Annotated in this window: 26 protein-coding genes and 3 pseudogenes; 20 read left to right on the top strand and 9 right to left on the bottom strand. The window is 63.7% G+C overall.

Features of this window, described 5'->3' with window-relative positions:
* The 15 genes and pseudogenes from X728_RS139310 to X728_RS139375 form a co-directional block, all read left to right on the top strand.
* On the top strand, positions 1-660 hold a 660-nt coding region (locus X728_RS139310), incomplete at its 5' end, for an OmpA family protein (RefSeq protein WP_023832955.1).
* Positions 657-2,084 carry a chemotaxis protein gene (locus X728_RS139315; protein ID WP_023832954.1) on the top strand — a complete coding sequence of 476 codons (1,428 nt, stop codon included), beginning with the start codon at positions 657-659 and terminating at the stop codon, positions 2,082-2,084. The genes X728_RS139310 and X728_RS139315, both read left to right, overlap by 4 nt.
* Entirely contained in the window at positions 2,081-3,466 is a 1,386-nt protein-coding gene (locus X728_RS139320) for a flagellar hook-length control protein FliK (RefSeq protein WP_023832953.1), read from the top strand. The genes X728_RS139315 and X728_RS139320 overlap by 4 nt, the downstream gene beginning before the upstream one ends.
* Positions 3,393-3,986: a transglycosylase SLT domain-containing protein gene (locus tag X728_RS139325; protein WP_050589970.1), complete on the top strand. Its 594-nt coding sequence runs from the start codon at positions 3,393-3,395 to the stop codon at positions 3,984-3,986. Before X728_RS139320 ends, X728_RS139325 begins: the two co-directional genes overlap by 74 nt.
* A gap of 220 nt (positions 3,987-4,206) precedes the next feature.
* On the top strand, positions 4,207-4,875 hold the full coding sequence (locus X728_RS139330) for a response regulator transcription factor (RefSeq protein WP_023683295.1): 669 nt from the start codon (positions 4,207-4,209) through the stop codon (positions 4,873-4,875).
* 91 nt (positions 4,876-4,966) lie between these two features.
* Positions 4,967-6,220 (top strand): flagellar hook protein FlgE, encoded by a 1,254-nt coding sequence (locus X728_RS139335; RefSeq protein ID WP_023671890.1) that lies wholly within the window; start codon positions 4,967-4,969, stop codon positions 6,218-6,220.
* A gap of 176 nt (positions 6,221-6,396) precedes the next feature.
* Positions 6,397-7,851: a flagellar hook-associated protein FlgK gene (flgK, locus tag X728_RS139340; protein ID WP_023832951.1), complete on the top strand. Its 1,455-nt coding sequence runs from the start codon at positions 6,397-6,399 to the stop codon at positions 7,849-7,851.
* Positions 7,852-7,854: 3 nt separating this feature from the next.
* Positions 7,855-8,963 (top strand): annotated as a pseudogene (locus X728_RS01000000167250) (flagellar hook-associated family protein).
* Positions 8,964-8,993: 30 nt separating this feature from the next.
* The gene (gene flaF, locus X728_RS139345; protein WP_023671893.1) at positions 8,994-9,341 is read left to right on the top strand and encodes a flagellar biosynthesis regulator FlaF; all 348 of its coding nucleotides are present in this window, start codon (positions 8,994-8,996) and stop codon (positions 9,339-9,341) included.
* A complete protein-coding gene (flbT, locus tag X728_RS139350) occupies positions 9,338-9,781 on the top strand; it encodes a flagellar biosynthesis repressor FlbT (RefSeq protein WP_023683290.1) in 444 nt (147 codons plus the stop codon). Before flaF ends, flbT begins: the two co-directional genes overlap by 4 nt.
* A complete protein-coding gene (gene flgD, locus X728_RS139355; RefSeq protein WP_023671895.1) occupies positions 9,781-10,188 on the top strand; it encodes a flagellar hook assembly protein FlgD in 408 nt (135 codons plus the stop codon). The genes flbT and flgD overlap by 1 nt, the downstream gene beginning before the upstream one ends.
* A 24-nt stretch (positions 10,189-10,212) precedes the next feature.
* Entirely contained in the window at positions 10,213-10,479 is a 267-nt protein-coding gene (gene fliQ, locus X728_RS139360) for a flagellar biosynthesis protein FliQ (RefSeq protein WP_023671896.1), read from the top strand.
* Between the two features lie 71 nt (positions 10,480-10,550).
* Positions 10,551-11,405 (top strand): annotated as a pseudogene (locus tag X728_RS1000000172140) (asparagine synthetase B); the annotation flags it as partial.
* Between the two features lie 55 nt (positions 11,406-11,460).
* Positions 11,461-12,495 (top strand): asparagine synthase C-terminal domain-containing protein, encoded by a 1,035-nt coding sequence (locus X728_RS139370; RefSeq protein WP_081732500.1) that lies wholly within the window; start codon positions 11,461-11,463, stop codon positions 12,493-12,495.
* Positions 12,496-12,718: 223 nt separating this feature from the next.
* Positions 12,719-14,362 carry an MFS transporter gene (locus X728_RS139375; RefSeq protein ID WP_023832949.1) on the top strand — a complete coding sequence of 548 codons (1,644 nt, stop codon included), beginning with the start codon at positions 12,719-12,721 and terminating at the stop codon, positions 14,360-14,362.
* Positions 14,363-14,385: 23 nt separating this feature from the next.
* Here the strand turns inward: X728_RS139375 and X728_RS139380 are convergent, their stop codons facing one another.
* The 8 genes and pseudogenes from X728_RS139380 to X728_RS139410 form a co-directional block, all read right to left on the bottom strand.
* Positions 14,386-14,754: a cupin domain-containing protein gene (locus tag X728_RS139380; RefSeq protein WP_081726812.1), complete on the bottom strand. Its 369-nt coding sequence runs from the start codon at positions 14,752-14,754 to the stop codon at positions 14,386-14,388.
* A 58-nt stretch (positions 14,755-14,812) separates the two neighbouring features.
* Positions 14,813-16,274, bottom strand: a pseudogene (locus X728_RS01000000167245) (FAD-binding oxidoreductase).
* Positions 16,275-16,324: 50 nt separating this feature from the next.
* On the bottom strand, positions 16,325-17,440 hold the full coding sequence (locus X728_RS139385) for an ABC transporter ATP-binding protein (RefSeq protein ID WP_023686365.1): 1,116 nt from the start codon (positions 17,438-17,440) through the stop codon (positions 16,325-16,327).
* Positions 17,437-18,234, bottom strand: coding sequence for an ABC transporter permease (locus X728_RS139390; protein WP_023695739.1), 798 nt, complete (start codon positions 18,232-18,234; stop codon positions 17,437-17,439). The genes X728_RS139385 and X728_RS139390 overlap by 4 nt, the downstream gene beginning before the upstream one ends.
* On the bottom strand, positions 18,234-19,106 hold the full coding sequence (locus X728_RS139395; RefSeq protein WP_023691735.1) for an ABC transporter permease: 873 nt from the start codon (positions 19,104-19,106) through the stop codon (positions 18,234-18,236). Before X728_RS139395 ends, X728_RS139390 begins: the two co-directional genes overlap by 1 nt.
* Before the next feature lie 22 nt (positions 19,107-19,128).
* Entirely contained in the window at positions 19,129-20,205 is a 1,077-nt protein-coding gene (locus tag X728_RS139400) for an extracellular solute-binding protein (protein ID WP_023728389.1), read from the bottom strand.
* A 37-nt stretch (positions 20,206-20,242) separates the two neighbouring features.
* A complete protein-coding gene (locus X728_RS139405) occupies positions 20,243-20,896 on the bottom strand; it encodes an XRE family transcriptional regulator (RefSeq protein ID WP_027049833.1) in 654 nt (217 codons plus the stop codon).
* A gap of 90 nt (positions 20,897-20,986) precedes the next feature.
* Positions 20,987-21,256 carry a hypothetical protein gene (locus X728_RS139410; protein WP_023740977.1) on the bottom strand — a complete coding sequence of 90 codons (270 nt, stop codon included), beginning with the start codon at positions 21,254-21,256 and terminating at the stop codon, positions 20,987-20,989.
* Between the two features lie 170 nt (positions 21,257-21,426).
* Between X728_RS139410 and X728_RS1000000170600 the strand changes: the two genes are divergently transcribed.
* Positions 21,427-21,714 (top strand): hypothetical protein, encoded by a 288-nt coding sequence (locus X728_RS1000000170600; RefSeq protein ID WP_155924037.1) that lies wholly within the window; start codon positions 21,427-21,429, stop codon positions 21,712-21,714.
* 66 nt (positions 21,715-21,780) lie between these two features.
* On the opposite strand, the gene X728_RS139415 is transcribed toward X728_RS1000000170600, so the two are convergent.
* Positions 21,781-22,080 (bottom strand): putative quinol monooxygenase, encoded by a 300-nt coding sequence (locus X728_RS139415; protein WP_023691739.1) that lies wholly within the window; start codon positions 22,078-22,080, stop codon positions 21,781-21,783.
* Positions 22,081-22,203: 123 nt separating this feature from the next.
* On the opposite strand from X728_RS139415, the gene flhA reads away from it, so the two are divergent.
* The 4 genes from flhA (at position 22,204) to X728_RS139435 (ending at position 26,289) form a co-directional block, all read left to right on the top strand.
* Entirely contained in the window at positions 22,204-24,291 is a 2,088-nt protein-coding gene (flhA, locus tag X728_RS139420; RefSeq protein ID WP_023832948.1) for a flagellar biosynthesis protein FlhA, read from the top strand.
* Positions 24,288-25,040, top strand: coding sequence for a flagellar biosynthetic protein FliR (fliR, locus tag X728_RS139425; RefSeq protein WP_023832947.1), 753 nt, complete (start codon positions 24,288-24,290; stop codon positions 25,038-25,040). Before flhA ends, fliR begins: the two co-directional genes overlap by 4 nt.
* 1 nt (position 25,041) lies before the next feature.
* A complete protein-coding gene (locus X728_RS139430; RefSeq protein ID WP_023832946.1) occupies positions 25,042-25,425 on the top strand; it encodes a hypothetical protein in 384 nt (127 codons plus the stop codon).
* A gap of 291 nt (positions 25,426-25,716) precedes the next feature.
* Positions 25,717-26,289, top strand: a complete 573-nt coding sequence (locus tag X728_RS139435; RefSeq protein WP_023832945.1) for a rod-binding protein — start codon at positions 25,717-25,719, stop codon at positions 26,287-26,289.
* Positions 26,290-26,298 lie beyond the last annotated feature (9 nt).

Genomic DNA, 26,298 nt, shown 5'->3' with positions numbered 1-26,298 from the left:
GCGGCCGCGGCGCCGCCAGTGGCCGCGGCGCCGCTCGAGCCGCTGGCGAAATCCGTTTCCGATAAGCCGCTGACCAAGGCTGAAGCCAAAGCAGAGGCCAAGGCTGAAGCAGCGAAGGCCGAAATTGCAAAGGCCGAAGCCGCCGAAGCACAACCCGCACCCAAACCCGAAGCCGCAGAAAAAGCGCCGACGGCCGCCACTGTTAGAGCCGCGGCGCAGGTCAAGCAGGAACTGGCCGAGGCCTTCAAGCCAGGCGACAAATTGCATAATGGCGTCTCCGTCGAAGCCACCGACAAGGGTGTCGTCATTTCGATCACGGACCAGTTCGATTTCGGCATGTTCGAGATCGGATCGGCGGTGCCTAGGCGTGAACTGGTGCTGGCGATGGAAAAGATCGGCCGCATCGTCAACGAGCAGAAAGGCACGATCAGCATCAACGGCCACACCGACGCGCGGCCATTCCGCAGCGACACTTATGACAATTGGCGGCTGTCCACGGCGCGCGCCCATTCCGCCTACTACATGCTGGTGCGCGGCGGCGTCGACGAGCGCCGCATCACCGAGGTCGCCGGCTTCGCCGACCGCGAGCCGAAAATCGCGGCCGACCCGATGGCTGCAGCGAACCGCCGCATCGAAATCCTGATGGCGACCGACGGATGAGGCGCGCCGCCATCATCGGCGGCGTCGGGCTGCTGCTGCTGAGCGCTGTCCATCCGCCATCGGCCTTCGCCGAGGACGGCTTGCAGCCCTATCAGCTGGTGCGCTCGCTGCAGCTTGTGCAGGACCGCATAGCCGCAGGCGATCACGCCGCGCTGCCGATGCAGGCCAAGCTGCTCGAAATGGCCGACACAAGGCTGCGCGCGGCGAACGCAGACGATTTCCGCGACCCGAAGAATTTTCGCGCCTTGCTGGTCTATGGCATGAGTGGCGGCAACCCCGTCACCGTCGAGGCGGCGGTGTCGCGCGCCAAGGCCGACCCGCAAAGCCTGGCCATCGCCAAGGGCATTGTCGATTATCTGAACGGCCGGCAGGCGGCTGCGATCGAGGCGCTGAAGCCGATCGATCCGATGACCCTGCCCCCCGATCTCGGTGCCTTTCTGGCGCTGGTCAAAGGCTCGCTTCTCGCCACCGAGCAACCGGTCAGCGCGCTTGCGCTGCTCGACGATGCTCGCCTGCTCAGCCCCGGCACGCTGGTCGAGGAAGCAGCGCTGCGCCGCTCGGTCGGCATCGCCGCCGCGCAAGGCGACGGTGCGCGTTTCGCGCTTGCCTCAACCCAATATGTCGAAGACTACCTCTATTCGCCCTATGCCAGCCAGTTCGCCGACGCCTTCGTCTCCGGCGTCATCGCGCTGCACATGGCAATCAGCCAGGACAAGCTCGCCGACATCACCGCAATGATGGATCCCGAGCGCGAGAAGGTGATCTATCTGCGCATCGCCCGCCGCGCCGCCATCGACGGCTTTGCCGATCTCTCCGCCTTTGCCTCGGCCAGGGCTGAACGGGGCCGCGACGGCATCCACAATCAGGATGATCCGCGCGCCCAGCTCTATTCCAGCCTGTCCACGGTAACGTCCGGCACCATCGGCGAGGTCCGCGCCAAGCTGGACAAGATCGATCGCAACCAGCTTTCGCAAAGCGACCGCGACCTGCTCGATGCCGCGCAGGCCGTAGCCGGTGAAGTCATCGCCCCCCCGGCGCCGTTGCCTGCCGAAAAGCCCGCACCTGCCGCGGCCAGGCAGGAGCCGGTCAAGACCGCGGCAGTGGAAAAACCCGACGAGCCAGAGCTGCCGTCGGTCGAAGGCGCGGTGCCGGAACAGCCAGCCGCCACAACATCGAGTGAACCGGCAGCAACCGACCGACTGAAGGCGGCAAGTGAACCGGCCGCGCAGGCACCAAGCACGCCAGAGGCAAAGGCGGCGGAAACGCCTGCAGTCGCCCCGGCCAGCGATGCGGCTCCGGTCGTGCCGGCATCGGCGCCGGCCCCCGCCGCCGTAGAGCCAGCCGATCCCACCGACGCCGCCATGGCGAGGACGCGTCGCCAGCTCGATTTGATCGACCAGATGCTTGGAGCAGCCCCGAAATGACCACCAATGTTGGCCAGGCCCTGCCGGCTCCCGCGCACGCCGGATCGAAGCAGTCGGCCTCAAACGCCAAGGGCGGCGACAAAAGCTTCGGCGACATGGTGCGCGGCGACGACGATGCGCCGACACCGATAGGCCAGGGAGCAATTGAGGCCGCGTCGCACGAGCTGCATTGGGCCAAACGCAGCCCTGCCGGTCCCGGCAAAAGCGAAATCCCACACACCCAGTCTGGCAAAACGGGGACGAAATCCGCTGCCGGCAAGGCCGCAAAAGAACATGCCGATAGTGGCCCGGACAAACCATCCAAGGACGCTGAGGTGGCCGGACGAGACGCGGATGCAGGATCGCTGCAGGATCATTTGCCACTGGTGCTGGCGTTGCACGATATCAGGCATTTCTCAACGGTCCGGACAAGCGGGAACGGCATCGCGACGAATGGACAGACTGGGCAACCGGCGCCCGCTGGCGAGGCCATTTCTGCACAGACGTCGCCTCTGAAGAGACACCGCGCAGCTTCCGGCATTGACAACAGACTCGACACGACGACGCGATCGGAACGGGCCAAGCCCGGTACCAGCGTTTCCGCACAGGATCAGGCGCAAAAGCTGCCCGCGATCGGGCTCCAGTCCGGCAAACTGCCGCACCAGGATGGTCCGACGCCTCCTCTACCGGCGGACCAGACGGCAAGCGACGTTTCGGCACCCGAGGCAAAACGGTCCGCGCCGTCGGCGAAGTCCGTCGATGGAGCCCATTCCGCGGCATCGTCCACACAGGGAAAACAGCCGCCATTCGCTGCGCGCGTCGACATTGTCGGCGAACAGAGCTTCCCCGCGCCGGCGCATAGTCCGATAAACCAAACGACTTCGGCGCTTATCGACGCGCTGGCTTCGGACAACGGCCTGCGGCCAGCCGTTTCGACGCCGTCAACGACCGCCCAGACGGCCGGTTCTGTTGCCGTTCCGACACATATATTGAAGATCGAGCTTCACCCGGCAGAGCTCGGCATGGTCACCGCCAGTCTGAGGCTTTCCGGAGAACAACTTTCGATAGAATTGAAGCCCGAAACCCATGAGGCTTACCGCCGTCTCGCCACCGATAGCGACGCCATCGTGAAGTCGTTGCGCGGGCTCGGCTTCGATGTCGACAAGGTCACCATCCTGCAACCTTCGATAGCAGTCCACGCAGGGGTTCGCAGCGATGCAGCGAACTCGCAGCCAATGCCGCAAGGCCGCGACCAGTCCGCTTTTCAGCCCGGAAACTCGAGCGGCAACAATACGGGTTCGGGCGGCCACCAGTCGGGAAGAAACCGCAATGACGATGCCCAGGAATTCGGCCGCGCTGGCGCGCCTGCTCGCGAGCGTGCTGGCGACGATATGTTTATCTAGCCTCGCCACCAAGCCGGCCACCGCCGCCACCAACCCTTGCGAGCCCGAGATTTTGCGTGCCGCCGACCGCTATGGCGTGCCCGCCGGCATCCTCTATGCGGTCGGGCTGACCGAGACCGGCAGGAAGGGTAGCTTGCAACCTAACGCATTGAATATAGAGGGAAAAGCGGTATTTCCAAGGAGCCGCACTGAGGCCCTGGCCGCCTTCGAAGCAGCCCGACGTGAGGGCAAGACGCTGATCGACCTCGGCTGCATGCAGATCAACCATCACTATCACGCCGCGCATTTCCGCAGCGTCGACGACATGCTCGACCCGCGCCAGAATGTCGACTATGCCGCACGCTTCCTGGCCAGCCTGCATGCGCGTCATGTCAGTTGGTCGATGGCCGTCGCCCGCTACCACGCCGGCCCCGACAATGATCCCGCGCAGAAATTCTATGTCTGCCGCGTCATCGCCAATATGGTCGCCACCGGCTTCGGCAAATGGACCCCGAACGCCCGCAACTTTTGCAACCCTTAGGTGAATCATCTCTTGCGAACGGCTGCAAATCCACGCCCGGCGGTTGACGTGCCACGTCACCCGTTCGGCAACCAACGATACAACCTCCTGATTGCGGTCATTTCGAAACTCGAAATAACTCCCAAGAAAATAGCTACAAGAAATGATGGTTGTTCAGGATTCCCGGCACCGGTTACGGCTCTTCCCACGGGGCAGATGATCTGATTCGGAGGCGGGGCCGATGATTGTAATCGTTGACGAGCGTGAGCTCGTAACTGAAGGCTATAATTCACTTTTCGATCGTGAGGGCGTCGCCTGTGCAGGCTTCGCGTCCGGCGAATTCGGCGAGTGGGTGACATCGGCCGCCGACACGGATTTGCGATCGGTCCGAGCCTTCCTCATCGGCGACTGCCGCGAAGGCGCCATCTCGCCACGCCAGATCCGCGACCGCACCGGCGCTCCGGTCATTGCGCTGAGCGAACAGCACTCGCTCGAGAATACGCTGCGGCTGTTCGAGAGCGGTGTCGACGACGTCATCCGCAAGCCGGTCCATATTCGGGAGATCCTGGCCCGCATCACCGCCATCCGCCGCCGCGCCCATGAGGACGTCAGCTACACCGAGATCGGCGCCATGCGCATCTTCATGGATGGCCGCGATCCCGAGATCGATGGCCAGCCGCTGCCTCTGCCGCGTCGCGAACGCCGCATCCTCGAATATCTGGCGAGCAACCGCGGACGCCGGGTCACCAAGACCCAGGTCTTCAACGCCATCTACGGCATCTTCGACGAAGAGGTCGAGGAGAACGTGGTCGAGAGCCACATCTCCAAATTGCGCAAGAAGCTGCGCGAAAAGCTCGGCCAGGACCCGATAGATTCCAAGCGCTTCCTTGGCTACCGGCTGGTGTTCTGATGGCGGTCTGCGCCAGCCTCGCGCAAGACAGAAATTATATCCTCGCGACCACAGATGGGCCCAACGATGTTGGGCATTGAGGAGACGTTCGATGAGCCTTTACGGAATGATGCGGACCGGCGTTTCCGGCATGAACGCGCAGGCCAACCGCCTTTCGGCGACAGCCGACAACATCGCCAATTCCGACACCACCGGCTACAAGCGATCCTCGGCCGAGTTTTCGACGCTGATCATGCCGCAGGTCGGCGGCGCCTATAATTCCGGCGGCGTCAACACCACCATCCGCTCGGCCATCAGCGCCCAGGGCGTGCTGCAGTACACGACCTCGGTTTCCGACCTTGCGGTCAACGGCAACGGTTTCTTCGTCGTCCAGGACCCCAGCGGAACGCCTTTCCTCACCCGCGCCGGCGCATTCGTTCCCGACGCTCAGGGCAGGCTGGTCAACGCCGCCGGCTACCAGCTGATGGCATACAGCTACGCCAACGGCACGCCGGCAGCCACCGCCAACGGCTTCGAAGGGCTGGTTCCGGTCCAGATCTCCGACCAGGAAATGACGGCGACGCCCAGCACCACAGGCAATTTCAACGCCAATCTGCCGGCCGGCGCCACGCCGCCCGCCGGTCCGCTGCCTTCCACCAACAGCCCGACCGCCGAATACACGTCGAAGTCCTCGATGGTCACCTACGACAATCTCGGCAACAAGAAGCTGCTCGACGTCTATTTCACCAACACCGGCACCGGCGCCTGGTCGGTCTCTGTGTTCGACCAGTCCCAGGCGACGCCGGGCACATCCTTCCCCTATACGGGCGGCGCGCTGGCCACGGCCAACCTGACCTTCGACACCACCACCGGCAAGCTAACCGGCGCGGTCGACAGCATAACGATCCCCGTACCGGGCGGTGCGTCGCTCGACCTCGATCTGTCCAAGCTGACCCAGCTCGGCACCGGCTTCACAGTCTCCGAAGCCAAGGTCAACGGCAACGCGCCCAGCACGATCGAAAAGATCCAGATCGGCGAGGACGGCGTCATCTACGCCCAGTATCAGGACGGCTCGACCAAGCCGCTGTTCAAGATCCCGCTGGCTGACGTCCAGAGCGCCGACAACCTCACCGCACTGCCTGGCAATGTCTATGCGCAGTCCACCGACTCCGGCACCGTGCGCATCGGCTTCGCCAACGAAGGCAAGCTCGGCAGCATCATCTCCGGCGCGTTGGAAAATTCCAACGTCGATATCGCCGAGGAATTGACCAACATGATCGCGGCGCAGCGCAGCTACACCGCTAACTCGAAAGTGTTCCAGACCGGTTCCGACCTCATGGATGTCCTTGTCAACCTGAAGAGATAAACGACGGGCGCCAGGGGAATGAACCCAAACCAGAGCAGCGCGGTGCGCGGATTTCGAATTCAAGGCCACACCGGCAAACCGGCCGGGGTGGTCTGGAATTGCAGGTTTCCGAACGCCGACGCCGCCGACAGGGCAGAGACGTCATCCCCTCCCCACTGGCCTCGTGAAAGACCCGCATGTCGCTGACTTCCGCATTGACCATAGCCCAACAGTCGCTTCAGACCACATCGAAGCAGACCAGCGTCCTTTCCCGCAATATTGCCGACGCCAGCAACCCCGACTATGCCCGCCGCACGGCGGTCGTCGTCAGCAGCGCGCCCGGCGCCCGCTCGGTCGAGATCCAGCGCGCCACCAACGCCCTGCTGTTTCGCCAGAACCTCAGCGCGCAATCGGCATGGAGCGGCCAGAGCACGCTTTACAGCGGAATTGACCGCCTCGCCGTTGCCGTCAACGGCGTCGACAACGCCTCCTCTGCCTCGACCGCGATCGGCAAGCTGCAGAACGCGCTGCAGCTTTACGCCGCTACGCCATCCAACCAGAACCTCGGCTCCAGCGTCATCGACGCGGCCCAGCAGGTGGTGCGCGCTCTGAACGACGGCACCAACGCGATCCAGGATTTCCGCACCCAGGCCGATGGCGAGATATCAACGGCGGTTAACGATCTCAACTCGCTGCTTAGTCAGTTCCAGGACGCCAACAAGGCGGTCATCTCCGCAACCCGTTCGGGTACCGACGCATCCGACGCGCTCGACCAGCGCGACGCTTTGCTGAAGAAGATCGCGGACTATGTGCCGGTGTCAACCTTCACGCGGGGCGACAACGACATGGTCATCACCACCAAGGATGGCACGACACTGTTCGAGACCATTCCGCGCTCGGTAAGTTTCACCCCGTCGGCGGGCTACACGGCCGGCACACCAGGCAACACCATCTACATCGACAATGTGCCGGTCAGCGCCGGGGCTGGCGGCAACACCAGCGCCGACGGCAAGCTCGCCGGGCTCATTACCTTGCGCGACGGCGTCGCGGCGACGATGCAGAGCCAGCTCGACGAAGTGGCGCGCGGCCTCATCACCGCCTTTGCCGAAACAGCACCTTCGCAGCCCGACCGAACCGGCCTGTTCACCTGGTCGGGTGCGCCCGCCATTCCGGCCGCCGGCACGCTGATCGACGGGCTTGCCGGCTCGATCAAGGTCAACGCCGCAATGGACCCGAGCGTCGGCGGCAATCCGGTGCTGCTGCGCGACGGCGGCGCCAATGGTGCGGCGTATATCGCCAACACCGCCGGCAACGCCTCCTATTCGCAGCTCTTGATCGGCTATGGCGACAAGCTCGACAAGCCGATGCCTTTCGACGCTGCGGCCGGCATCACCGTGACGTCCAGCGTCTCCGACTACGCCGCCAATGCCATTGGCTGGTTCGAAGGCCAGCGCCGGCAGGCCTCGAGCAATGCAGACGCCAAGGAAGCGCTGGCATCGCGCACCGCCGAGGCGCTGTCCAACGACACCGGCGTCAATGTCGACCAGGAGATGTCGCTGCTGCTCGACCTCGAACACACCTATCAGGCCTCGGCGCGCATGATGAAAACCGTCGACGACATGCTGTCAGCCCTGCTCGATGCCGTAGGATAAGCCATGAAAGCCACATCCGTCTCATCAGCCGCCCTCTCCAACGCCGCGCGCTATCAGCAGATGCGCATGCAGGCCGAACTGGTCAAAGCCACCAAGGAATCGACGACCGGCACCGTCGCCGATGTCGGTCTGGCGCTCGGCGCGCGCACCTCGCAGGCGGTCACCTTCTCGCGCGACCTCGACCGGTTGAACGTCATCATCGATTCCAATTCGCTGGTCACCGCTCGGCTGTCCTCGACGCAGGCTGCGCTTGGCCAGCTTTCCGACACTGCGCAGAATTTGCTGACCGCACTGACCGCCGCCGGCAATTCCTCGAGCACCATCACGCAGCAAGCCGGCAAGGCCGCCGTGCAGCAGATGACCTCTATCCTCAATGCCAGCGTCAACGGCGAATATCTGTTTGCCGGCACCAACACCGACGTCAAGCCGATCGACGATTTCACCGCCGCCGGCTCGCCGGCCAAGGCGGCGTTCGACGCTTCCTTCTCGTCGTATTTCGGCTTCACGCAGACCGATCCGCTCGCCGCCAACATCACCGCCGCCCAGATGGATAGCTTCATCACCAGCAATGTCGTGCCGCAGTTCATGGGCGCCGGCTGGCAGGCCAACTGGTCGAACGCCACCGACCAGCAGATCGTCAGCCGTATTTCGCTGGGCGAAACCACCCAGACCTCGGCCAGCGCCAATGAAGACAGCATCCGCAAGCTCGCCATGGCTTCCGCCCTGATCACCGACCTGCTCTCCGGCAATATCAGCCAGGCGGCGAAGACCGCCGTTGTCGGCCGCGCCCAGGCGATGGTCGGCGAGGCGCTAGGCGGGCTAGGGCAACTGCAGGCCGAGACCGGCCTTGCCGAGAAGCGGGTCTCCGACGCCAGCGACCGCATGAAGACGCAGGTCGACCTGTTCGAGCGCCATATCCTCGATCTGGAAGGCGTCGACCCCGCCGAGGCAGCCACCCGCGTCGCGGATCTGACGCAGCATATCGAGACGTCCTTCGCNTCGACCCCGCCGAGGCAGCCACCCGCGTCGCGGATCTGACGCAGCATATCGAGACGTCCTTCGCGCTGACCGCGCGCCTGCAGCAGATGAGCCTGCTGAACTACCTGACCTGACAATCTCAACCGCAACGGTAGAGCCAAACGATGTACCAATTCTCCTACGCCGACATCCAGACCGACTCCGTTGCCGATGCGAAAGATCGCGAGCGGCAGCTTTTGACCCGCTCGATCGAAATGCTGGCGGCGGCGGCGGCGGTCGGCCACACCTCGATGGAAGCGGTCGAGGCGCTGCACTTCACCAACCGGGTCTGGACCACCTTCGTCGAGGATCTCGGTTCCAGCGACAATGTCCTGCCCAAGGAACTGCGCGCCAACCTCATCTCCATCGGCCTGTGGCTGCTGCGCGAGGCCGAGGACATCCGCCAGGGCCGCACCGACAATTTCGAAGGGCTGATCGAAGTGTCCCAGATCATCCGGGACGGCATTCAATGACCAACACGCTGAAGATATCGCTGAAGCCGAACGAGAAGATCTACATCAACGGCGCCGTCATCCGCGTCGACCGCAAGGTCACCGTCGAGCTGATGAACGACGTACAGTTCCTGCTCGAGAACCATGTCATCCAGGCCGACGATGCCTCGACGCCGCTCAAGCAGCTCTATTTCATCCTGCAGGTGATGCTGATGAACCCGGCCGGCGCCATCGAGGCGCGCGCCATGTTCCGCCGCTCGCTGCCCTTGCTTTTGGCAAGCTTCGAGGATGAGCAGATCAGTGGCGCGCTGAAGCAGATCGACCGCATGGTCGGCGAAGACCATATCTATGAAGCGCTGAAGGCTATCCGCGCGCTTTATCCGCTCGAACGCCGCGCACTTGGCGGCAATGACGATGTTCAGGGTGCGAAGCGCCCGCTGGCCGTGGGAGCACAATACTGATGAATGTGGACATGACGACGACGATCCCCACGGGCGCCAACCAGGGTACCCAGCAGACGTCGAAGACAGCGGTCGACTACCAGTCGTTCCTGAAGCTGTTGATCGCCGAGATGAAGAACCAGGATCCGACGAAACCGATGGATTCGACGCAGTACGTCGCCCAACTCGCCACCTTCTCGCAGGTCGAGCAATCGGTGCAGACCAACACCAAGCTCGACCAGATCATGCAGTCGTCGGCGCTGTCGCAGGCCGATGCCCTGATCGGCCGTTCGATCACCTCGGCCGACGGCAAGACGACCGGCGTCGTGGCCTCGGTCAAGCTTGCAAGCAACGGCGTGATCGCCGTGCTGCAGAACGGCACCGAAGTGCCGGTCGGCGCGGGCGTTTCGATAAAGCCGGCCAGCTAGACAGTTCCATAGAGGCGCGCTCACATGAACGAGGCCGACGCCCTAGACATCGTCCAGTATGCGGTGTGGACGGTGCTCGTCGCGTCCGCGCCGGTGGTGCTGGTTGCCATGGTGGTCGGCATCGGCATCGCGCTGATCCAGGCCCTGACCCAAATCCAGGAAATCACCCTGACCTTCGTACCCAAGATCGTAGCCATCATGCTGGTCGTGGCGCTGACCGGTCCGTTCATCGGCAGCCAGATATCGGCCTTCACCAACGTCATCTTCGAGCGCATCGAAAACGGGTTCTAGGCAGCGCTTGCAGGCGGCTGTGTTCTGGCTAGATTGCAGGCCATGACTCAGGCAGAACTCACCGGCAGGCCATGTGCGGAATAGCCGGCGTCTGGCGCAAACGAAACCCGATCGACGCCAACGACCTGTCGGATGTCGCCAGCATGATGCAGGCGCTGGTACATCGCGGCCCCGACGATCATGACAGCTGGCACAACAATCGGCTGGCCCTCGGTCACCGCCGACTGACCATCATCGATCCCTCGCCCGCCGCCCGTGAGCCGATGCTGACTTCTTCCGGCGATGGGGTTCTCGTCTACAATGGCGAGGTCTACAATTACCGCTCGCTGCGCGAAACGCTGCAGGCGCAAGGCGTCGTCTTTCGAACCATCTGCGATGCCGAAGTGGTTCTCGAAGCCTTGCATCACTGGGGTCCCGAAAAAGCCGTGCCGCTGTTCGACGGGATGTTTTCCTTCGCCTATTTCGACGCTCGCAGCAGTGCGCTGTGGCTTGCGCGTGACCGTCTTGGAATCAAGCCGATGTCGGTGGCCGACACGCCGGAGCGAATCCTGTTCGCCTCGGAGGACAAGGCGATCCTCGCCTGCGACGGTTTTCCGCGCGACATCGACAGCCGCGAGATCACCTTGCGGCTTGCCTGGCAGAGCCGCGATTCCAGCTACAGCCTGTTCGACCGCATCGAGCGCCTGCCGCCCGCCGGCCTGTGGAAGATCACCGATGGCGTTATCGAGAAGCGCCGCTTCTGGCATGTGCTGGACGTGCTGGAGACCGCGCGCATTACCGGCGATGCATCCGCTGATGCTGAACACATGGCGACGCTCGAGGCGTTGCTCAAGGACAGCGTCGGACTTCACTGCATCGCCGATACCAGCGTTGCCACCGCCTGCAGCAGCGGTGTCGATTCCGGCCTGATAACGGCGCTGGCAAAGCGGTTCAGNCGATACCAGCGTTGCCACCGCCTGCAGCAGCGGTGTCGATTCCGGCCTGATAACGGCGCTGGCAAAGCGGTTCAGGCCGGAAGTCCACGGTTATGTCGTCGACCCGCAGCTCGGCTACAGCGAGGCCGAAGACGCCGAACGCACCGGCCGCCATGTCGGCGTGCCCTTGCGCCGGGTGCCGGTCGACAGGAACCGGTTTTTCGAACTTTGGCCAAGGGTAATCTGGCATCTTGAAAGCGATGGCTGGCACGCCAGCCATGTCGCACTGCTGGCGCTTGCCGAACGATGCCGGGCCGATGGCGTCAAGGTGCTGCTCACCGGCGAAGGCGCAGACGAATTGTTTGGCGGCTACCCCTTGCAGGCCTTGAGCATGAAGAAGTGGCGTTCCTGGTCGTGGCCCCGGCGCCTGGTCCATTCGAAGCGCTCGCTCGACCGGAGATTCGAGCAACAGCGTCATGCCCCCTACAAGGTCTCGGCTGGAAGCCACTCACAAATGGATCGCAGCATGGTCCTGCGTGCTTTGTCGCCGGAGCTGAATTTCCTGCAAACCGAGATCTTCGACCGCCTGGAGCCGGTTATGCCGCCCGCGGATCGCGCCTTTCTCGGTAGTTGCCTCTACGACCTCTATTCGCATCTGCAGGACATACTGCACCGGCACGACCGGCTGAGCATGGCGGCGTCCGTGGAACTGCGGGTCCCGTTCCTGGAAAACCGCCTGATCGACTTCGCCATCCATTTGCCGAGGCGGCAGAAATACCGCGACAAAACAGGAAAATGGCTTTTGCGAAAGGTCGCTGAAAAGCATATTCCGCGCCAGAACGTCCAGGCGCGCAAGATCGGCTTCGAGATGTCGTCGCAATTTTCGGCCGGCACGGAGACTTTGCTACGCGGCGGTTTCCTGCGCGATGCCTTGAAATGGCCCGCCGCGAATTTGGAGGACATGGTCCAGTTGGCGCGGCGCGAGCAACCGTCCAGGCTGCGGCTTGTCGGCATGGAGCTTTTCCTGCGCCTTCACGCCGGCGGCGAGACGACAGGCACGCTGACCGAAGCCTTGCATACCGCTGCCCGGGACAGAAGCTGACTTCGCGCGCGGCCGACAGCCCCGAGCAGTGGACCAATGAGAACATCGCTCTGGGTAGCGAACCCTTCCCGGCTGACGTATTTTCGCCTTGCTATCCTGTTGTTGGACCATGATCTTTTTCGAAGACGCGTTCGCCCTTTTGGATGTCGTGCTCTATTTCAAACGGATGCCATGATTGTCGTCCCGGCGGACGAAACCAGCACGTTAAGGTGGGACAGGTCTGATGATCGATGACGAGCCGGACAGCGAACGCGTTTCGGCGCTGGCGCCGTTCCGGCACGGCATCTTCCGCGCCGTCTGGTCGGCCAGCCTGGTGTCGAATTTCGGTGGCCTGATCCAGGGCGTCGGCGCCGCCTGGATGATGACCACCATCGCCACGTCGCCCTATCAGGTGGCGCTGGTCCAGGCCTCGGCCACTCTGCCGATCATGCTGTTTGCACTCGTCGCCGGCGCCATCGCCGACAGCTTCAACCGGCGCAAGGTGATGCTGATCGCCCAAATCTTCATGCTGGTCGTCTCTGCACTTCTAACGCTGTTCACCTGGAACGGCTGGATGACACCGTGGACGCTGCTTGCCTTCACCTTCCTAATCGACAGCGGCACGGCGCTCAACAACCCGTCCTGGCAGGCATCGGTCGGCGACATGGTGCCGCGCAACAAGCTGCCGGCCGCGGTTGCACTCAATTCACTGGGCTTCAACCTGACACGCAGCGTCGGCCCGGCGATCGGCGGCATCATCGTTGCCGCCGCTGGTGCGGCTGCTGCGTTCGCCGCCAATGCGCTGAGCTATATAGGTCTCATCATCGTGCTATTCCGCTGGAAGCCGGAGCTGCCGGTCTCGACGCTACCGCGCGAGACGCTGGGCGCCGCCATGGGCGCCGGCCTGCGCTATGTCGCCATGTCGCCCAACATCGGCAAGGTGCTGGTCAGGGGCTCCGCCTTCGGCTTCAGCGCCGGCGCGGTTTTGGCGCTGCTGCCGCTGGTGGCGCGCGACGTCGTCAAGGGCGATGCCTTGACCTACGGCATCATGCTCGGCGCCTTCGGCATCGGCGCCGTCGGCGGCGCGCTGATCAGCGTGCGTCTCAGACAATTGCTATCCAGCGAGACGATGGTGCGGATGGCGTTCGCCGGCTTTGCCGTCTGCGCCTTCAACGCCGCCATCAGCCTCAATGCCTGGCAGACTGCGGCGGGTTTGCTCATCGGCGGCGCCTGCTGGGTGATCGCGCTGTCGCATTTCAACGTCACGGTGCAGATGTCGACGCCGCGCTGGGTCGTCGGCCGGGTGCTGTCGGTCTACCAGACGGCGACCTTCGGCGGCATTGCGCTGGGCAGCTGGATCTGGGGCGTCGTTGCCGATGCGCATGGCGCCGAAACCGCGCTGATTGCGGCGGCCATCGCGATGCTTGTTGGCGGCGCCATCGGCCTGTTCCTGCCGCTGCCGCAGCAGACGACTCTCAACCTCGACCCGCTCAACCGCTTCAAGGAGCCGCATCTCGGCCTCGACCTGAAGCCGCGCAGCGGCCCCATCGCCATCATGATAGAGTACAGTATCCGCGACGAAGATGTACCCGAATTCCTCGCCACCATGGCCGAGCGCGGGCGCATCCGCCGCCGCGACGGCGCCCGCAACTGGACGCTGGCTCGGGACCTAGAAAATCCCGCAGTCTGGATCGAACACTACCACACGCCGACCTGGCTGGAATACATCCGCCACAACCGGCGCGCCACCCATGCCGACGCCGTCGTCGGCGAGCGGGTGCGGGCGCTGCACAGCGGCGACGAACCGCCGCGCGTGCGCCGCCTGATCGAGCGCCCGACGACCGCCGGCACCGCGCTGGTCTCGCCGAAGGGGCCGATCGATCACTGAGCTCGCCATAGCCGTAGCGCCGGTCAGCCGGCGCTCTGGATCATGTAGAGCTTGCGCGTGGTCTCGCGTATCAGCCACTCGCCCTTCCAGCCCTGCGGCAGGACGAGGAGATCGCCCGGACCGAGTTCCCGCACCTCGCCATCGATGCGGCTCAGTTCCACGCGCCCCGAAATGATGTGGCAGATCTCCGACGAGTCCGAACGATCGGCGGTGAAGCGGCCGGGCGTGCATTCCCAGATGCCGACATCGACAGTCCCGTCCGGCGATTGAAAGAACGAGCGCACGGCCTCGACCTGATCCCCTTCAATCGAGGTTGGCTTAGGAGAGAACGCGCCGATCTCGGCCTTGGCGAGATCGTGGAAGGTCGAAAGATCGATCAAGTCTAGCTCCATGGATAAGAGCAATTCCAGGAAAGCGGTCTGCCCCGGAATTGCGTGAGAACAAATGGCTTTAGTGGCCGGTGATGCTGTCGGCCAACGCGGCCAGCTTCGAGGTGTGCGCAAGGCCTGCCGCCTCACGGCCATCGGCAATGCGATAAAGCTGGTACATCGAATGCACGCCCAGCCAGCGGAAGGGCTCCGGTTCCCATGGCCTGACCTTGCGGTTGACCCAGGGCAGCTTCGTCAGCTCGGTGTTTGCCCCGAGAACAAGGTCAGCCAGCGTGCGCCCCGAAAGGTTGGAGCTGGACACGCCGAGGCCGACATAGCCGCCGGCCCAGCCGATGCGGGTCGCGGGATCGAGGCCGACCGTGGTGCACCAGTCGCGCGGCACGCCGAGCACGCCGCACCAGGCGTGATCGATGCGGCATCCCTTGGTCTGCGGCAAGAGCGTCGTCAGGANGCGGCACGCCGAGCACGCCGCACCAGGCGTGATCGATGCGGCATCCCTTGGTCTGCGGCAAGAGCGTCGTCAGGATCGTGTGCAGCTGGTCGATCGTGGCCTGCTGCGTCTGGCCGTTGACGTCGGTGCGCGAGCCGTAGCGATAAGGCACGCCGCGTCCGCCCATCGTGATGCGTCCCTCACGCGTGCGCTGGGCATAGCAATAGGCATGCGCCGCATTGCCGAGCAGTTCGTGCCCTTCCCAACCGATGTCGCGCCACAGGTCGGCAGGCAGCGGCTCAGTCACGATCTGCGCGCTGTTGAGCGCCAGCCAGGTCCGCTCCTCGCCGGGGATGCCTGATGTAAAACCCTCGGTCGCGCGGATGATCGTCTCCGCCTGCACCGTACCGCGGTCTGTCGTCACGCTGCCCTTGGCGATGCTTGTCACCGTCGTCTTCTCATAGATCGGCACGCCCAGCCGCTCGACGGCATCGGCAAGCCCGCGCACCAGCTTGGCCGGCTGCACCCGCGCCTGGCCATGGACGACGAAGCCGCCCATGACGTTACGGATGTTGATGCGCGTGCGCGTTGAGGCGGCGTCCAGCATCTCGACGCGGTTCGGGTCGACATCCCAGGAACGGATCGTCTCGCATTCTTCGCGCACGCGCTCCAACTGCGCTGCGTTGGTGGCCACCGTCAGATTGTCGACGCGGCGAATGTCGGCGTCGATGCCTTCCTCGGTCGCGACCCGGATCACTTCATCAACGCAGCCTGCCATCGCCGCCTGCATCGCCATCACGCCTTGGCGGCTCGATGTCTTGAGATATTTTTCGCGCGACCAGCTGAAGCCGCCCGACAGCCAGCCGCCATTGCGCCCCGAAGCGCCGAAGCCGGCAAATTCGCGCTCGACGATCACGACGCGCAGCGATGGCTTCGCCTTTTTCAGATAGTAGGCGGTCCACAGGCCGGTATAGCCGGCGCCGACAATGGCGACATCGGCCTCGATGTTTCCAGGCAAGGACGGGCGCGGAACGGGAACCGCCCCCAGATCCGCATACCAGAACGATATGTCGCCGTTGCGCTTGGCTTGCATGGAATGACTTTCAGATGGGATCAGGCCAGATGGGATCAGGCCAGATGGAATCAGGTGAGTGTGGTGTCGGCGCTTGCGTCGTCCGCGAGCAGCTTGGCATCGCTGCCGTCGAAGCAGAGCTCGACCTTGTCGCCGAGGCCAAAACTCTCGCCGGTCAGTGGTGAGCGCACGATCGCGGCCGAGCCGTCGGCGAGCTTAACTTCGTATTTCGATTCCGAGCCGAGATAGATGGCTTCCGCGATCGTCCCCGACAGGCGGTTGGCGCCATTGGCAGCACTTTGGCCGGCTCTTCGGATCGCGAGCTTTTCGGGACGCAGCAGCATCACCGGACTGGCTTCTCCCGACAGCTTACGCGGTACCGTCACCGTCTCGCCGGCGATGCTCAGCGCGGTGCTGTTGCCATCGCTGCGCGCCTTGCCGCGCAGCACGGTGGAATCGCCGATGAAGCGGCCGACGAACAGCGTTGCCGGCTCGTCATAGAGCTGGCGGCCGGTGCCGACCTGCTCGATGCGCCCGCGGTTGAACACGGCGATGCGGTCCGACAGCACCAGCGCCTCTTCCTGATCGTGCGTGACATAGACGAAGGTGGTGCCGAGTTCGCGATGGATGCGCTTGATCTCGAGCTGAAGCCATTCGCGCAGCTTCTTGTCGAGCGCGCCGAGCGGCTCGTCCATCAGGAGCAGCGGCGGGTCGAAGACGATGGCGCGTGCCAACGCCACGCGCTGCTGCTGGCCGCCCGACAATTCGCTGGGATAGCGATGCGCGAAATCGCCCATCTTGACCATGTCGAGCGCCCTTGCCACGCGTGTCTGCCTCGTCGCCTGGTCGACGCCGCGAAGCGTCAGCGGATAGGCGACGTTGCGGCCGACGCTCATATGCGGGAACAGCGCGTAATGCTGGAAGACGACGCCGATGTTGCGCTTGTGCGCCGGCACGCCGACGACGCTTTTTTCCCCGACCAGAAGCTTGCCGCTGGTGACATCGGTGAAACCGGCAATCACGTTGAGCGTCGTCGTCTTGCCCGAGCCGCTGGGGCCGAGCAGCGTCATGAACTCGCCGGGCTCGATGCGCAGCGACACGCCGTCCAGCGCCTTGAAGCCGCCATAGGCCTTGCTGATCGCTTCGAGATCGATCGCCGCGCCCTTGCTTGTCGGCTTCGGATTCATTGGCGTCCTTTCCGCTCGCGGCCAAGAAGGAGCATGCCGCCGCCGATCAGGATCGTGGTCGCGAAAAGCAGGATCGTGCCGACAGCCGCCACCGTCGGATCGGCGTCGCGCGTGATCGAGGCAAAAATCTGCACCGGCAATGTCTTGAGATAGGGGTTCGTGATGAACAGCGACACGACAATCTCGTCGAACGAGGTGGCGAAAGCGAACAGCAGGCCTGAGAGCACGCCCGGCGCGATCAGCGGCAGCGTCACCGTGCGAAACGTGGTCAGTGCGCCGGCGCCCAGGCTCGCGGCGGCTGTCTCCAGCCGGCGGTCGAACACTTCGAGACTGGCCGAGACCGCGATCAGCACGAAGGGCAGCGCAAGGATGGTGTGGGCCAGCACGAAGCCGAGCAGCGTGCCGACGAGCTGCGTGTCGAGATAGACGGCATAGATGCCGATCGCCAGCACCACGCCCGGCACCACCATCGGCGTCAGCATCAGCATACGCAAAAGGTTCGCCGGCCGCGCCTTCATGCGGTCGAGGCCGAAGGCGGCAAGCGTGCCGAGCACCGTTGCCAGGACGGCAACGATGGAGGCGACTTTCAGCGAGTTCAGGAAGCTGTTCGACCAGTCCGGATTGGTGGCGAAATTCTGGTACCACTGCCAGGAAAAGCCTTGCGGCGGAAACGCCAGCGATTTGTTTTCGTTGAACGACATCGGCACCACGACCAGCGTCGGCGCCACCAGCCATATCGCCACCAGCAGGCAGACGAGCCCGAGAAGAACGCGGGTGAGCGGCTTCATCTCCATCAGCGCCGCCCCGCTTCCCGATGACTGGACCGCATCACAGGTGCTGCCAGCGCCAGCAGCACGAAGGTGGTGACCAGCAGAACGACGCCCATGGCGCCGCCCCTGCCCCATTGCAGCAGGCTGAGCACCTGCGTCTGCACCAGCGTCGACAGCATGGTCGAGCGCGGGCCGCCGAGCAAAGCAGGCGTGATGTAGAAGCCGAGCGACAGGATGAAGACGATGATCGCGCCGGCATAGACGCCGGGCAGCGACAGCGGCAGATAGACGGTGAAGAACGCGCGCGACGGCCGCGCACCGAGGCTTTGCGCCGCACGCATCAGCCTGAGGTCGATGCCTTGCATCACGGAATAGAGCGGCAGGATCATGAACGGCAACAGCACCTGCGCCATGCCGATGACCACGCCGGTCTGGGTGCGGATCAGCTTGACGCCGCCGAACCCGACCGAGCGCAGCAACGAATTGATGACGCCCGAATCCTGCAGCAGGATCACCCATGACAGCGTTCGCACCACACCACTCACCCAGAACGGGATCAGCACGCAAAGCACAAGCACCAGCCGGACGCGCGGCCCGACCGCGGTCATCAGATAGGCATAGGGATAGGCCGCGATGACGCAGACCAGCGTCACCCAGGCCGAAATGACGAAAGTCCGCTGCAGCACTGTCAGGTTGACCGGCGCGCCGAAGAACCAGGCATAGTTCTGCAGCCCCCACTCAGGTTCCGACAGGCTGCGCAGCACGATGGTGAGCAGCGGATACCCGATCACCGCGACGAGCAGGATGAGCGCCGGCGCCGTGAGCGCGAACGGCCGCCATGCCCGACCCGGCCGCGCATGGGCGGCGGGTTGGGCGATGGGTTCGGACGCGCTCACGGCCTGGCTCTCACTTGGCTGTTCAGTTGCCTGCCATCAGCGCCGACCACTTCTCCTGCGCCACCGGGAAGTTCTCGACCCAGAACTTGATGTTCTGCTTGTAACCCTGCTTCTGGCGCTCGGGCGTGTTGGTCAGGAAGGCGGCGACCGACGCATCGACCTTGGGCTGCGCGTCATTGTTGATCGGCGTATAGGAGGTCTGCTGCGCCAGGATCTCCTGCGCCCCCTTGCCGAGATAGGCATTGAGCAGCGCATAAGCCGCATCCGTATCCTTGACGCCGACCGGAATGGTCATCTGGTCCATCACCACCAGCCAGTCCTGCCAGGCCGGCGCATATTTGGCGCCGTTCTTCACCGCCGTCATGGCACGTCCGGTCCACATCATCAGCATGTCGGCTTCGCCAGATTCGGCAAGCTGCTGCGACTCAGCGCCGGTCTTCCAATAGATCGTGTCGGGACCGAGCTTGCGGATGACATCGATGGCCTTGTCGATGTCGGCCGCCGTCATCGCCTTCGGGTCGCCGCCAGACGCCTTCAACGCCTGCTCCAGCAGGCCGCCCGTCGGGTCGCCCGAACCGTCGAGCGCGCGCGTGCCGGGGAATTTTGCCGTGTCGAAGAAATCGGCCCAGTTCTTGGGCGGGTTATCCCCATACTTCTCCTTGTTGTACATCAGCACGACGCCGTAGTTCATGGCCGGCACCGAGCATTCGCCGACCTGGCCCTCGGGCACCTTGGAGACGTCAAGCTTGCTGAAATCAAGCTTCTGGAACAGCTTGCCGCAATAGACGTAAGGCGGCAGGTCGGCGGTGTCGACGACGTCCCAGGTGACGTTGCCGGATTCGACCTGCGCCTGCAGCTTGGCGATCTCTGTCGGCCCGTCATTGAGCAGCGTGGCGCCGGACTTTTCGACGAACTCCTTGAGCGCGGCGGCCTGGCCGTCCTGGTAGATGCCGCCATAGGAGACGAGCGTCAGCGTCTTGCCCTTGAGCGAGCCTTCCTTGACCTCACCCGCGACAGGCTTTTCCTGCGCGAACGCTGCGGTTGCCAGAACGCCGAGCGCCAGCACGGCGCCAAGGCCAAGATGTCTTGTTTTCAGCATGATTATTGTTCTCCCATTTGACCCGCATGGATTGAACCTACCTGGCTGCGAGCGGTTTCCAGGCCCTGTATTGATCGAGTTCGGCGCGCACCGAAGTCGGTGGCGCAATGATCCACATCACCTCGGCTCGGCCACTGCCGATGTTCTCTGAGCGATGTGCTGTCGATGTCGCGTATTCGATGCTGTCGCCCTCTTCCAGCACATGCCTGACATCGCCGAGCGAAACCTCGACGATGCCGCGCAGCACGACGAGCATCTCGTGCGCGTCGCCATGGGTGTAGAGCGCTGGGCCGGTCGAGCCGCCGATTTCGAACTCGCCGACATAGACTTCCATGTCGCTTAAAGGGGGACGCGAGAGCAGCATCTTGCGGCAGCCGTCGCTGGGCGGCAGGCTCGGCCGCTCGCTGCGCAGCAAGACCCCGCGCTGCCCGGCGGCACTATCCTCGAACAGCATCGCCACGCTCACCCCAAGCGCCGAGGCCATCTGGTTGAGCGAGGCGGTGCTGGCGCCGGTCAGGCCGCGCTCGAGCTGGCTGATGAAGCTGGCGCTGGTCCCGGTCAGCTCGGCGAGTTCGCGCAGCGAAAGCCGCCGGCCGAGACGCAGGCTCTTCAGCCGCTGGCCCAGCATCTGATGGGCATGCGTCGCCGTCGAGGCGACGCCATTCTTGACCGGAGCCTGGTCGGTGCTCATCCCGTCTTTTTCTCCCACTGAACAATTTGTACAGTGACACTGTACACGTGGCAAGCGCCGAGTAGGGACATTTAAGATGCCGGCCGAGGCCTAGTCTTCGCCCGACAGGTCGCGCCGCGCCTTGTCGAGTTCCTCGGCGTAGCGCCGTATCAGATGGCCCTCGGTCAAAAGCCCGACAACGGCCCGGTTGTCGAAATTCTCGACCACCGCCAGTTCCTCCGCGACGGCGCGCTGGATGGTTTCGGCGGTGGACTGGACGTTCATGGTCGGCACCAGCACCGCATGCCGGAATTTGGCCGGCGCCAGCACCGGCGTCTCACCATCGAACGGATCGCTGTGCAGTTCGGCGACGATCAGCACGCCGACATAATGCCGGCTGCTTGCGGCGCCATTCTGGCGCTGAGGCGCAGTCAGGCTTGCCGCCCCGCTTCAATTCCCCGCGAGCGTGTCGAGGTACATGAGCGATCGCTTACGCAATCGACGCAGCTGTGTTATTTTTGGCCGTCTCCATTTCCCTCAAGGAGGAGAAGATGAGTGCGCGGGGATTTTTTTCATTAGCTGTTGGCATGATTTTTTTGAGCTCGTCTGCGGTGAGCAATTCAAGCATGGATATGCCGGTTAGGTCTGTTGTGTCACACCCGATGTCTCTTTTTTTGGCGGGAGGCAATCCGGAAAACCAAAGCCGGCCGGCAAAGGAATTTATCCAGACTGCACAACAAGATGTTTGCTGTCCTGGCGGCTACCCTTGGTATCGCAATTCGACGAACACCTGCTACGGCAGCTATGAAGACTGCCACGATACCGATGGCGGCGGATGATCCTGCAGACAGGTAAACGCCTGCTAGACTTTCTTGGGCCTACGCCTTCTTGACTCTGCCCGGTCCTCAGATCGGCTTCGGCTCGCCGGCCTCGTAGAGCATGAGGTTGCGCTCGCCTATGCCGAGCGATGCCCAGCTCGCCCGCCAATCGGCGATGTGAGGCGAGCGGAAATGCGCGTCGAGCGCGGCCCTGTCGCTCCACACCTCGATTACATGGATGAGCCCGGCGTCGAGCACGTCCTGCGCGTAGGAGTATTCGATGCAGCCGGGCTCCGCCCAGCTGCCCAGTATCATGCGCCGCATGGCCGGCCTTGCCTCGTCGAGCCGTTCCGCCGGCAAGCGAATGGTGCCGATGATCACCAGCATGATCTCTCTCCTCAAGGCCTCTGTCGTCCCGGCAACTAACCAGTCCTCCCACCCTCGCGCAAGCTTGACCGGTTAGGCTCGAAGGGCTGTCGCGTGCTCGGCAGGCTTGTGATTGGGGACGACATGGCGGTCAGCGAAAGCTTAGCGACAGGAACAGTGGCCAAGAACGGCCGCGATGTCTTCTTCGCCATCGGCATCGTCATCATCCTGGCCGTGCTATTCCTGCCGATCCCGGCCTTCCTCATCGACATCGGCCTCGCCTTCTCGATCGCACTGTCGGTGCTGATCCTGATGGTGGCGCTGTGGATCCAGCGGCCGCTCGATTTCTCGTCCTTCCCGACCGTGCTGCTGATCGCCACCATGCTACGGCTATCGCTCAACATCGCCACCACGCGCATGATCCTGTCGCACGGCAATGAGGGCACGCACGCCGCCGGCTATGTCATCGCCGGCTTCTCCAAACTTGTGATGGCCAGCGATTTCGTCATCGGCCTGATCGTCTTCATGATCCTGATTGTGGTCAACTTCATCGTCATCACCAAGGGCGCCACCCGTATTGCCGAAGTCGGCGCCCGCTTCACCCTCGACGCCATCCCCGGCAAGCAGATGTCGATCGACGCCGACCTGTCCGCCGGCATGATCGACGACAAGACAGCGCAACTGCGCCGCCGCGAGCTGGAAGAGGAATCCTCCTTCTTCGGCTCGATGGACGGCGCCTCGAAATTCGTCCGCGGCGACGCCATTGCCGGCCTCATCATCACCGCCATCAACATCGTCGGCGGCATCGCCATCGGTTACATCAGGCACGGCATGGGCATGGGCGAAGCCGCCGATGTCTTCATCAAACTGTCGGTCGGCGACGGCCTCGTCACCCAGATCCCGGCGCTTATCGTTTCGCTCGCCGCCGGCCTGCTTGTTTCCAAGGGCGGCACGCGCGGCTCGACCAACCAGGCGGTGTTCGGCCAGCTCGGTGCGCATCCGCGCGCGCTCTATGTCGCGGCCTCGCTGCTCGTCCTGCTCGGCCTGATGCCCGGCCTGCCGTTCTTCCCGTTCTTCACGCTGGCTGCAGGCATGGCCGGCCTTGGCTACGTCATCCCGATGCGCGCCAACCGCGAGGCTGCCGCCGCCGAAGCGATCAAGGATCTGGAGAAGGCGAACAAAGTCGAGGAAGAGAAGAACTCGGTCAAGGCTTCTCTGACCACCGCCGAGATCGAGCTTCTGATCGGCAAGCAGCTGTCGACGCGGCTGCTGGTGTCGCATCAGGAACTGGTGTTCCGCATGGCCAAGATGCGCAAGAAATTTGCCACGCAATACGGCTTCGTCGTGCCGGAAGTCCGCGTCGCCGACGATTTCGGCATCCCGCCGAAAAGCTATCAGATCAAGGTCCACGGCACCGTCGTCGCCGAATACCAGATGCGCGTCGGCGAGATCATGGTGCTGCTAGGCAACCGGGATTTGCCCGACGTTCCCGGCGAGGAAATCCGCGAGCCGGCCTTCGGCATGCGCGCCTTCTCGGTGCTCGAAACCTTCGCCGAGGATCTGAAGCGCGAGAACTATGCCTTTGCCGACAACATGTCGGTGCTGCTCACCCATTTGTCCGAGGTGATCCGCAACAACCTGCCGCAGCTTCTGTCCTACAAGGACATGAAGGCGCTGCTCGAACGCCAGGATCCGGAATACCGCAAGCTGGCCGACGAGATATGCACCTCGCACATCTCCTACCCCGGCCTGCAGGCGGTGCTGAAATTGCTGCTGGCCGAACGCGTATCGATCCGCAACCTGCATTTGATCATCGAGGCTATCGCCGAGATCGCGCCCCATGTGCGCCGCACCGAGCAGATCGTCGAGCATGTCCGCATCCGCATGGCCCAGCAGATCTGCGGCGATCTCTCTGAGGGCGGCATGCTCAAGGTGCTGCGCCTCGGCAACCGCTGGGACCTCGCCTTCCACCAGAGCCTCAAGCGCGACGCCAAGGGCGAGGTGCGCGAATTCGACATCGACCCGCGCCAGCTGGAAGAATTCGGCCAGGACGCGACCAAGGCGATCCGCAAGCATCTCGAGGCCGGCGAGCGTTTTGTCCTCGTCACCGCGCCCGATGCTCGCCCCTATGTGCGCATGATCATCGAGCGCCTGTTCACGACGCTTCCCGTTCTCTCCCATGTCGAAATCGCCAAGGGCGTCGAGATCAAGGTGCTCGGGACGATCTCGTGAACATACTGTCGCAAGGCGTCGTCATCGCCGCCTTCCTCGCCTTCTGTCGCATCGGCGCCTGCTTCATGCTGATGCCGGGCCTGTCCAGCGCCCGCGTGCCGATCCAGGTCCGGCTGTTCGCGTCGATCGCGGCCACCGGTGGCCTGCTCGCCTTCCTGTGGGACAAGATCTTTCCCTTCGTCGATGCGCGTCCGCAGGTGCTGGCGCCGATGATCATCTCCGAACTTTTGGTCGGCGGGCTGATCGGCGCGATGACGAGGCTCTACATGGAGGCGCTGCGCTTCATGGGTTCGGCCATGGCCATGCTGATCGGCTATGGCGGCACCGGCGGCCCCGCCATCGAGGAGCCAGAACCGCAGGCGGCTCTCGCCGCCATCATCTCGTTTTCAGCGTTGCTGCTGCTCTTCGTCTTCGATTTCGACCACGAGATCATCCGCGCTCTGGTCGCCTCCTACACGGTGGCGCCGGTCAACGTCTTCTTCAATCCGCAGGCCGCCCTGGTCGATCTCACCGACACGGTGTCGGACGCCTTCTTCCTGGTCATCCGGCTCGGCAGCCCGTTCATCGCCTATGCCATCCTGGTCAATTTGACGATCGGCTTCGTCAACAAGCTGACGCCGCAGATTCCGGTCTACTTCATCTCACTGCCTTTCGTCATCGCCGGCGGCATGATCATCTTCTACTTCGCCATCGGCACCATGCTGTCGCTGTTCGTCGACGGCTTTGTCGATCTGACGCTGGCGAGGTGAGATGAGCACGCGCAAGGAACGGCTGAAGAAACTGGTCAAGGTGCAGGAGCAGTTGAAGGCCCTGCACGAGACGCGCCATGCGGCCTTCCTGGCGGCAGCGGCAACCGCCGAAACCGAGGCCAGGGAACTTGTCCAGCATTTCGACGCCGACCAGTCGATGGCGGTGCTGTTCCCTGACCTCTACCATCGCCGCATCGCCAATGCGCTAGTCCGGCAGGAAGCGAGCCTGGAAAGCGGCAGGCAGGAGGTCACGCTCATCGCCACTGCGACGGCGCGCACCAACATGGTCGAGCGCGCCTACAAGGACGTGCGCCGACGGGACGAACGCGAACGCTCCGACCGCGACCGGCTCGATCTGATCGCGCAGAGGCGCGGGCAGGAATAATCGAAAGTTAAAGCCGCGTCACTTGCGGACGGCGTTCGGTTTCGTTCCGTGCGGCGGGCTGTATTGGGTGTACGGCGCCGTGTTCGGCCTCTGCGCCTACGCCACCTACGATCTGACCATGGCGACGCCGGCAGCGCCCACCGCAAACGACCAGATCGCATCGACCCAGCCGGACTTGCCGCTGCTGATAGCAATGGCCCAGCATCCGGCGAAGGATTTCAAACCGGCAAGCCTGCCACAAGCTTGTTGCGGCATGGTCGCTCAGGAAACCCGGCAAAGAGGCGGACTTTCTTGGCGATTTCTCCACCCAGCGACATCGTTCTCGATGTTGCCCGAGCCGTCGACCCGACGGATATCGAGGCTGCCCGTGCCGCGCTGGCCAAGCGGGCCAACGGCGTTGGCGGTAATTTTTCTGTCGACATGGCTGCTTCGGTCGATGCCGGCTCGATCCTGTCGCGCGCTACCGCCGACAAGGCCGCCGCAAATGCCGATCCCGGCAGCAAGTTCAAGAAGTTCGAGGCGATGGTCTTGCAGACCTTCATCCAAAACATGCTGCCCAAGGACACCGAGGGCGTCTACGGCAAGGGGCTGGCCGGCGACATGTGGAAATCGCAGCTTGCCGAGCGTGTCGCCGACGTCATGGCCGAGCGCGGCGGGATCGGCATCGCCAAATCGCTGCTCGCCGACCACTACAAGGACGGCAAGCGCACCGTGCCGATCGGCCCGGTGTCAACCGGGCCGCACAAGACCGAGATCGACCAGCAGACCCGGCTGTCCACCTCGCTGGTCGAGGAATTGCAGCGCAAGGCCGCACGGTCGATGACCGGCGACGAGACGACCATCAAAACCGAAATCAAGATCTAGACCAGGATT

Origin of the sequence: Mesorhizobium sp. L103C119B0 (assembly GCF_000502235.1) — a bacterium.
Lineage (GTDB): Bacteria > Pseudomonadota > Alphaproteobacteria > Rhizobiales > Rhizobiaceae > Mesorhizobium.
Note: the sequence above shows the minus strand (reverse complement) of the source record. Positions and strands in the feature narration are given on the sequence as shown.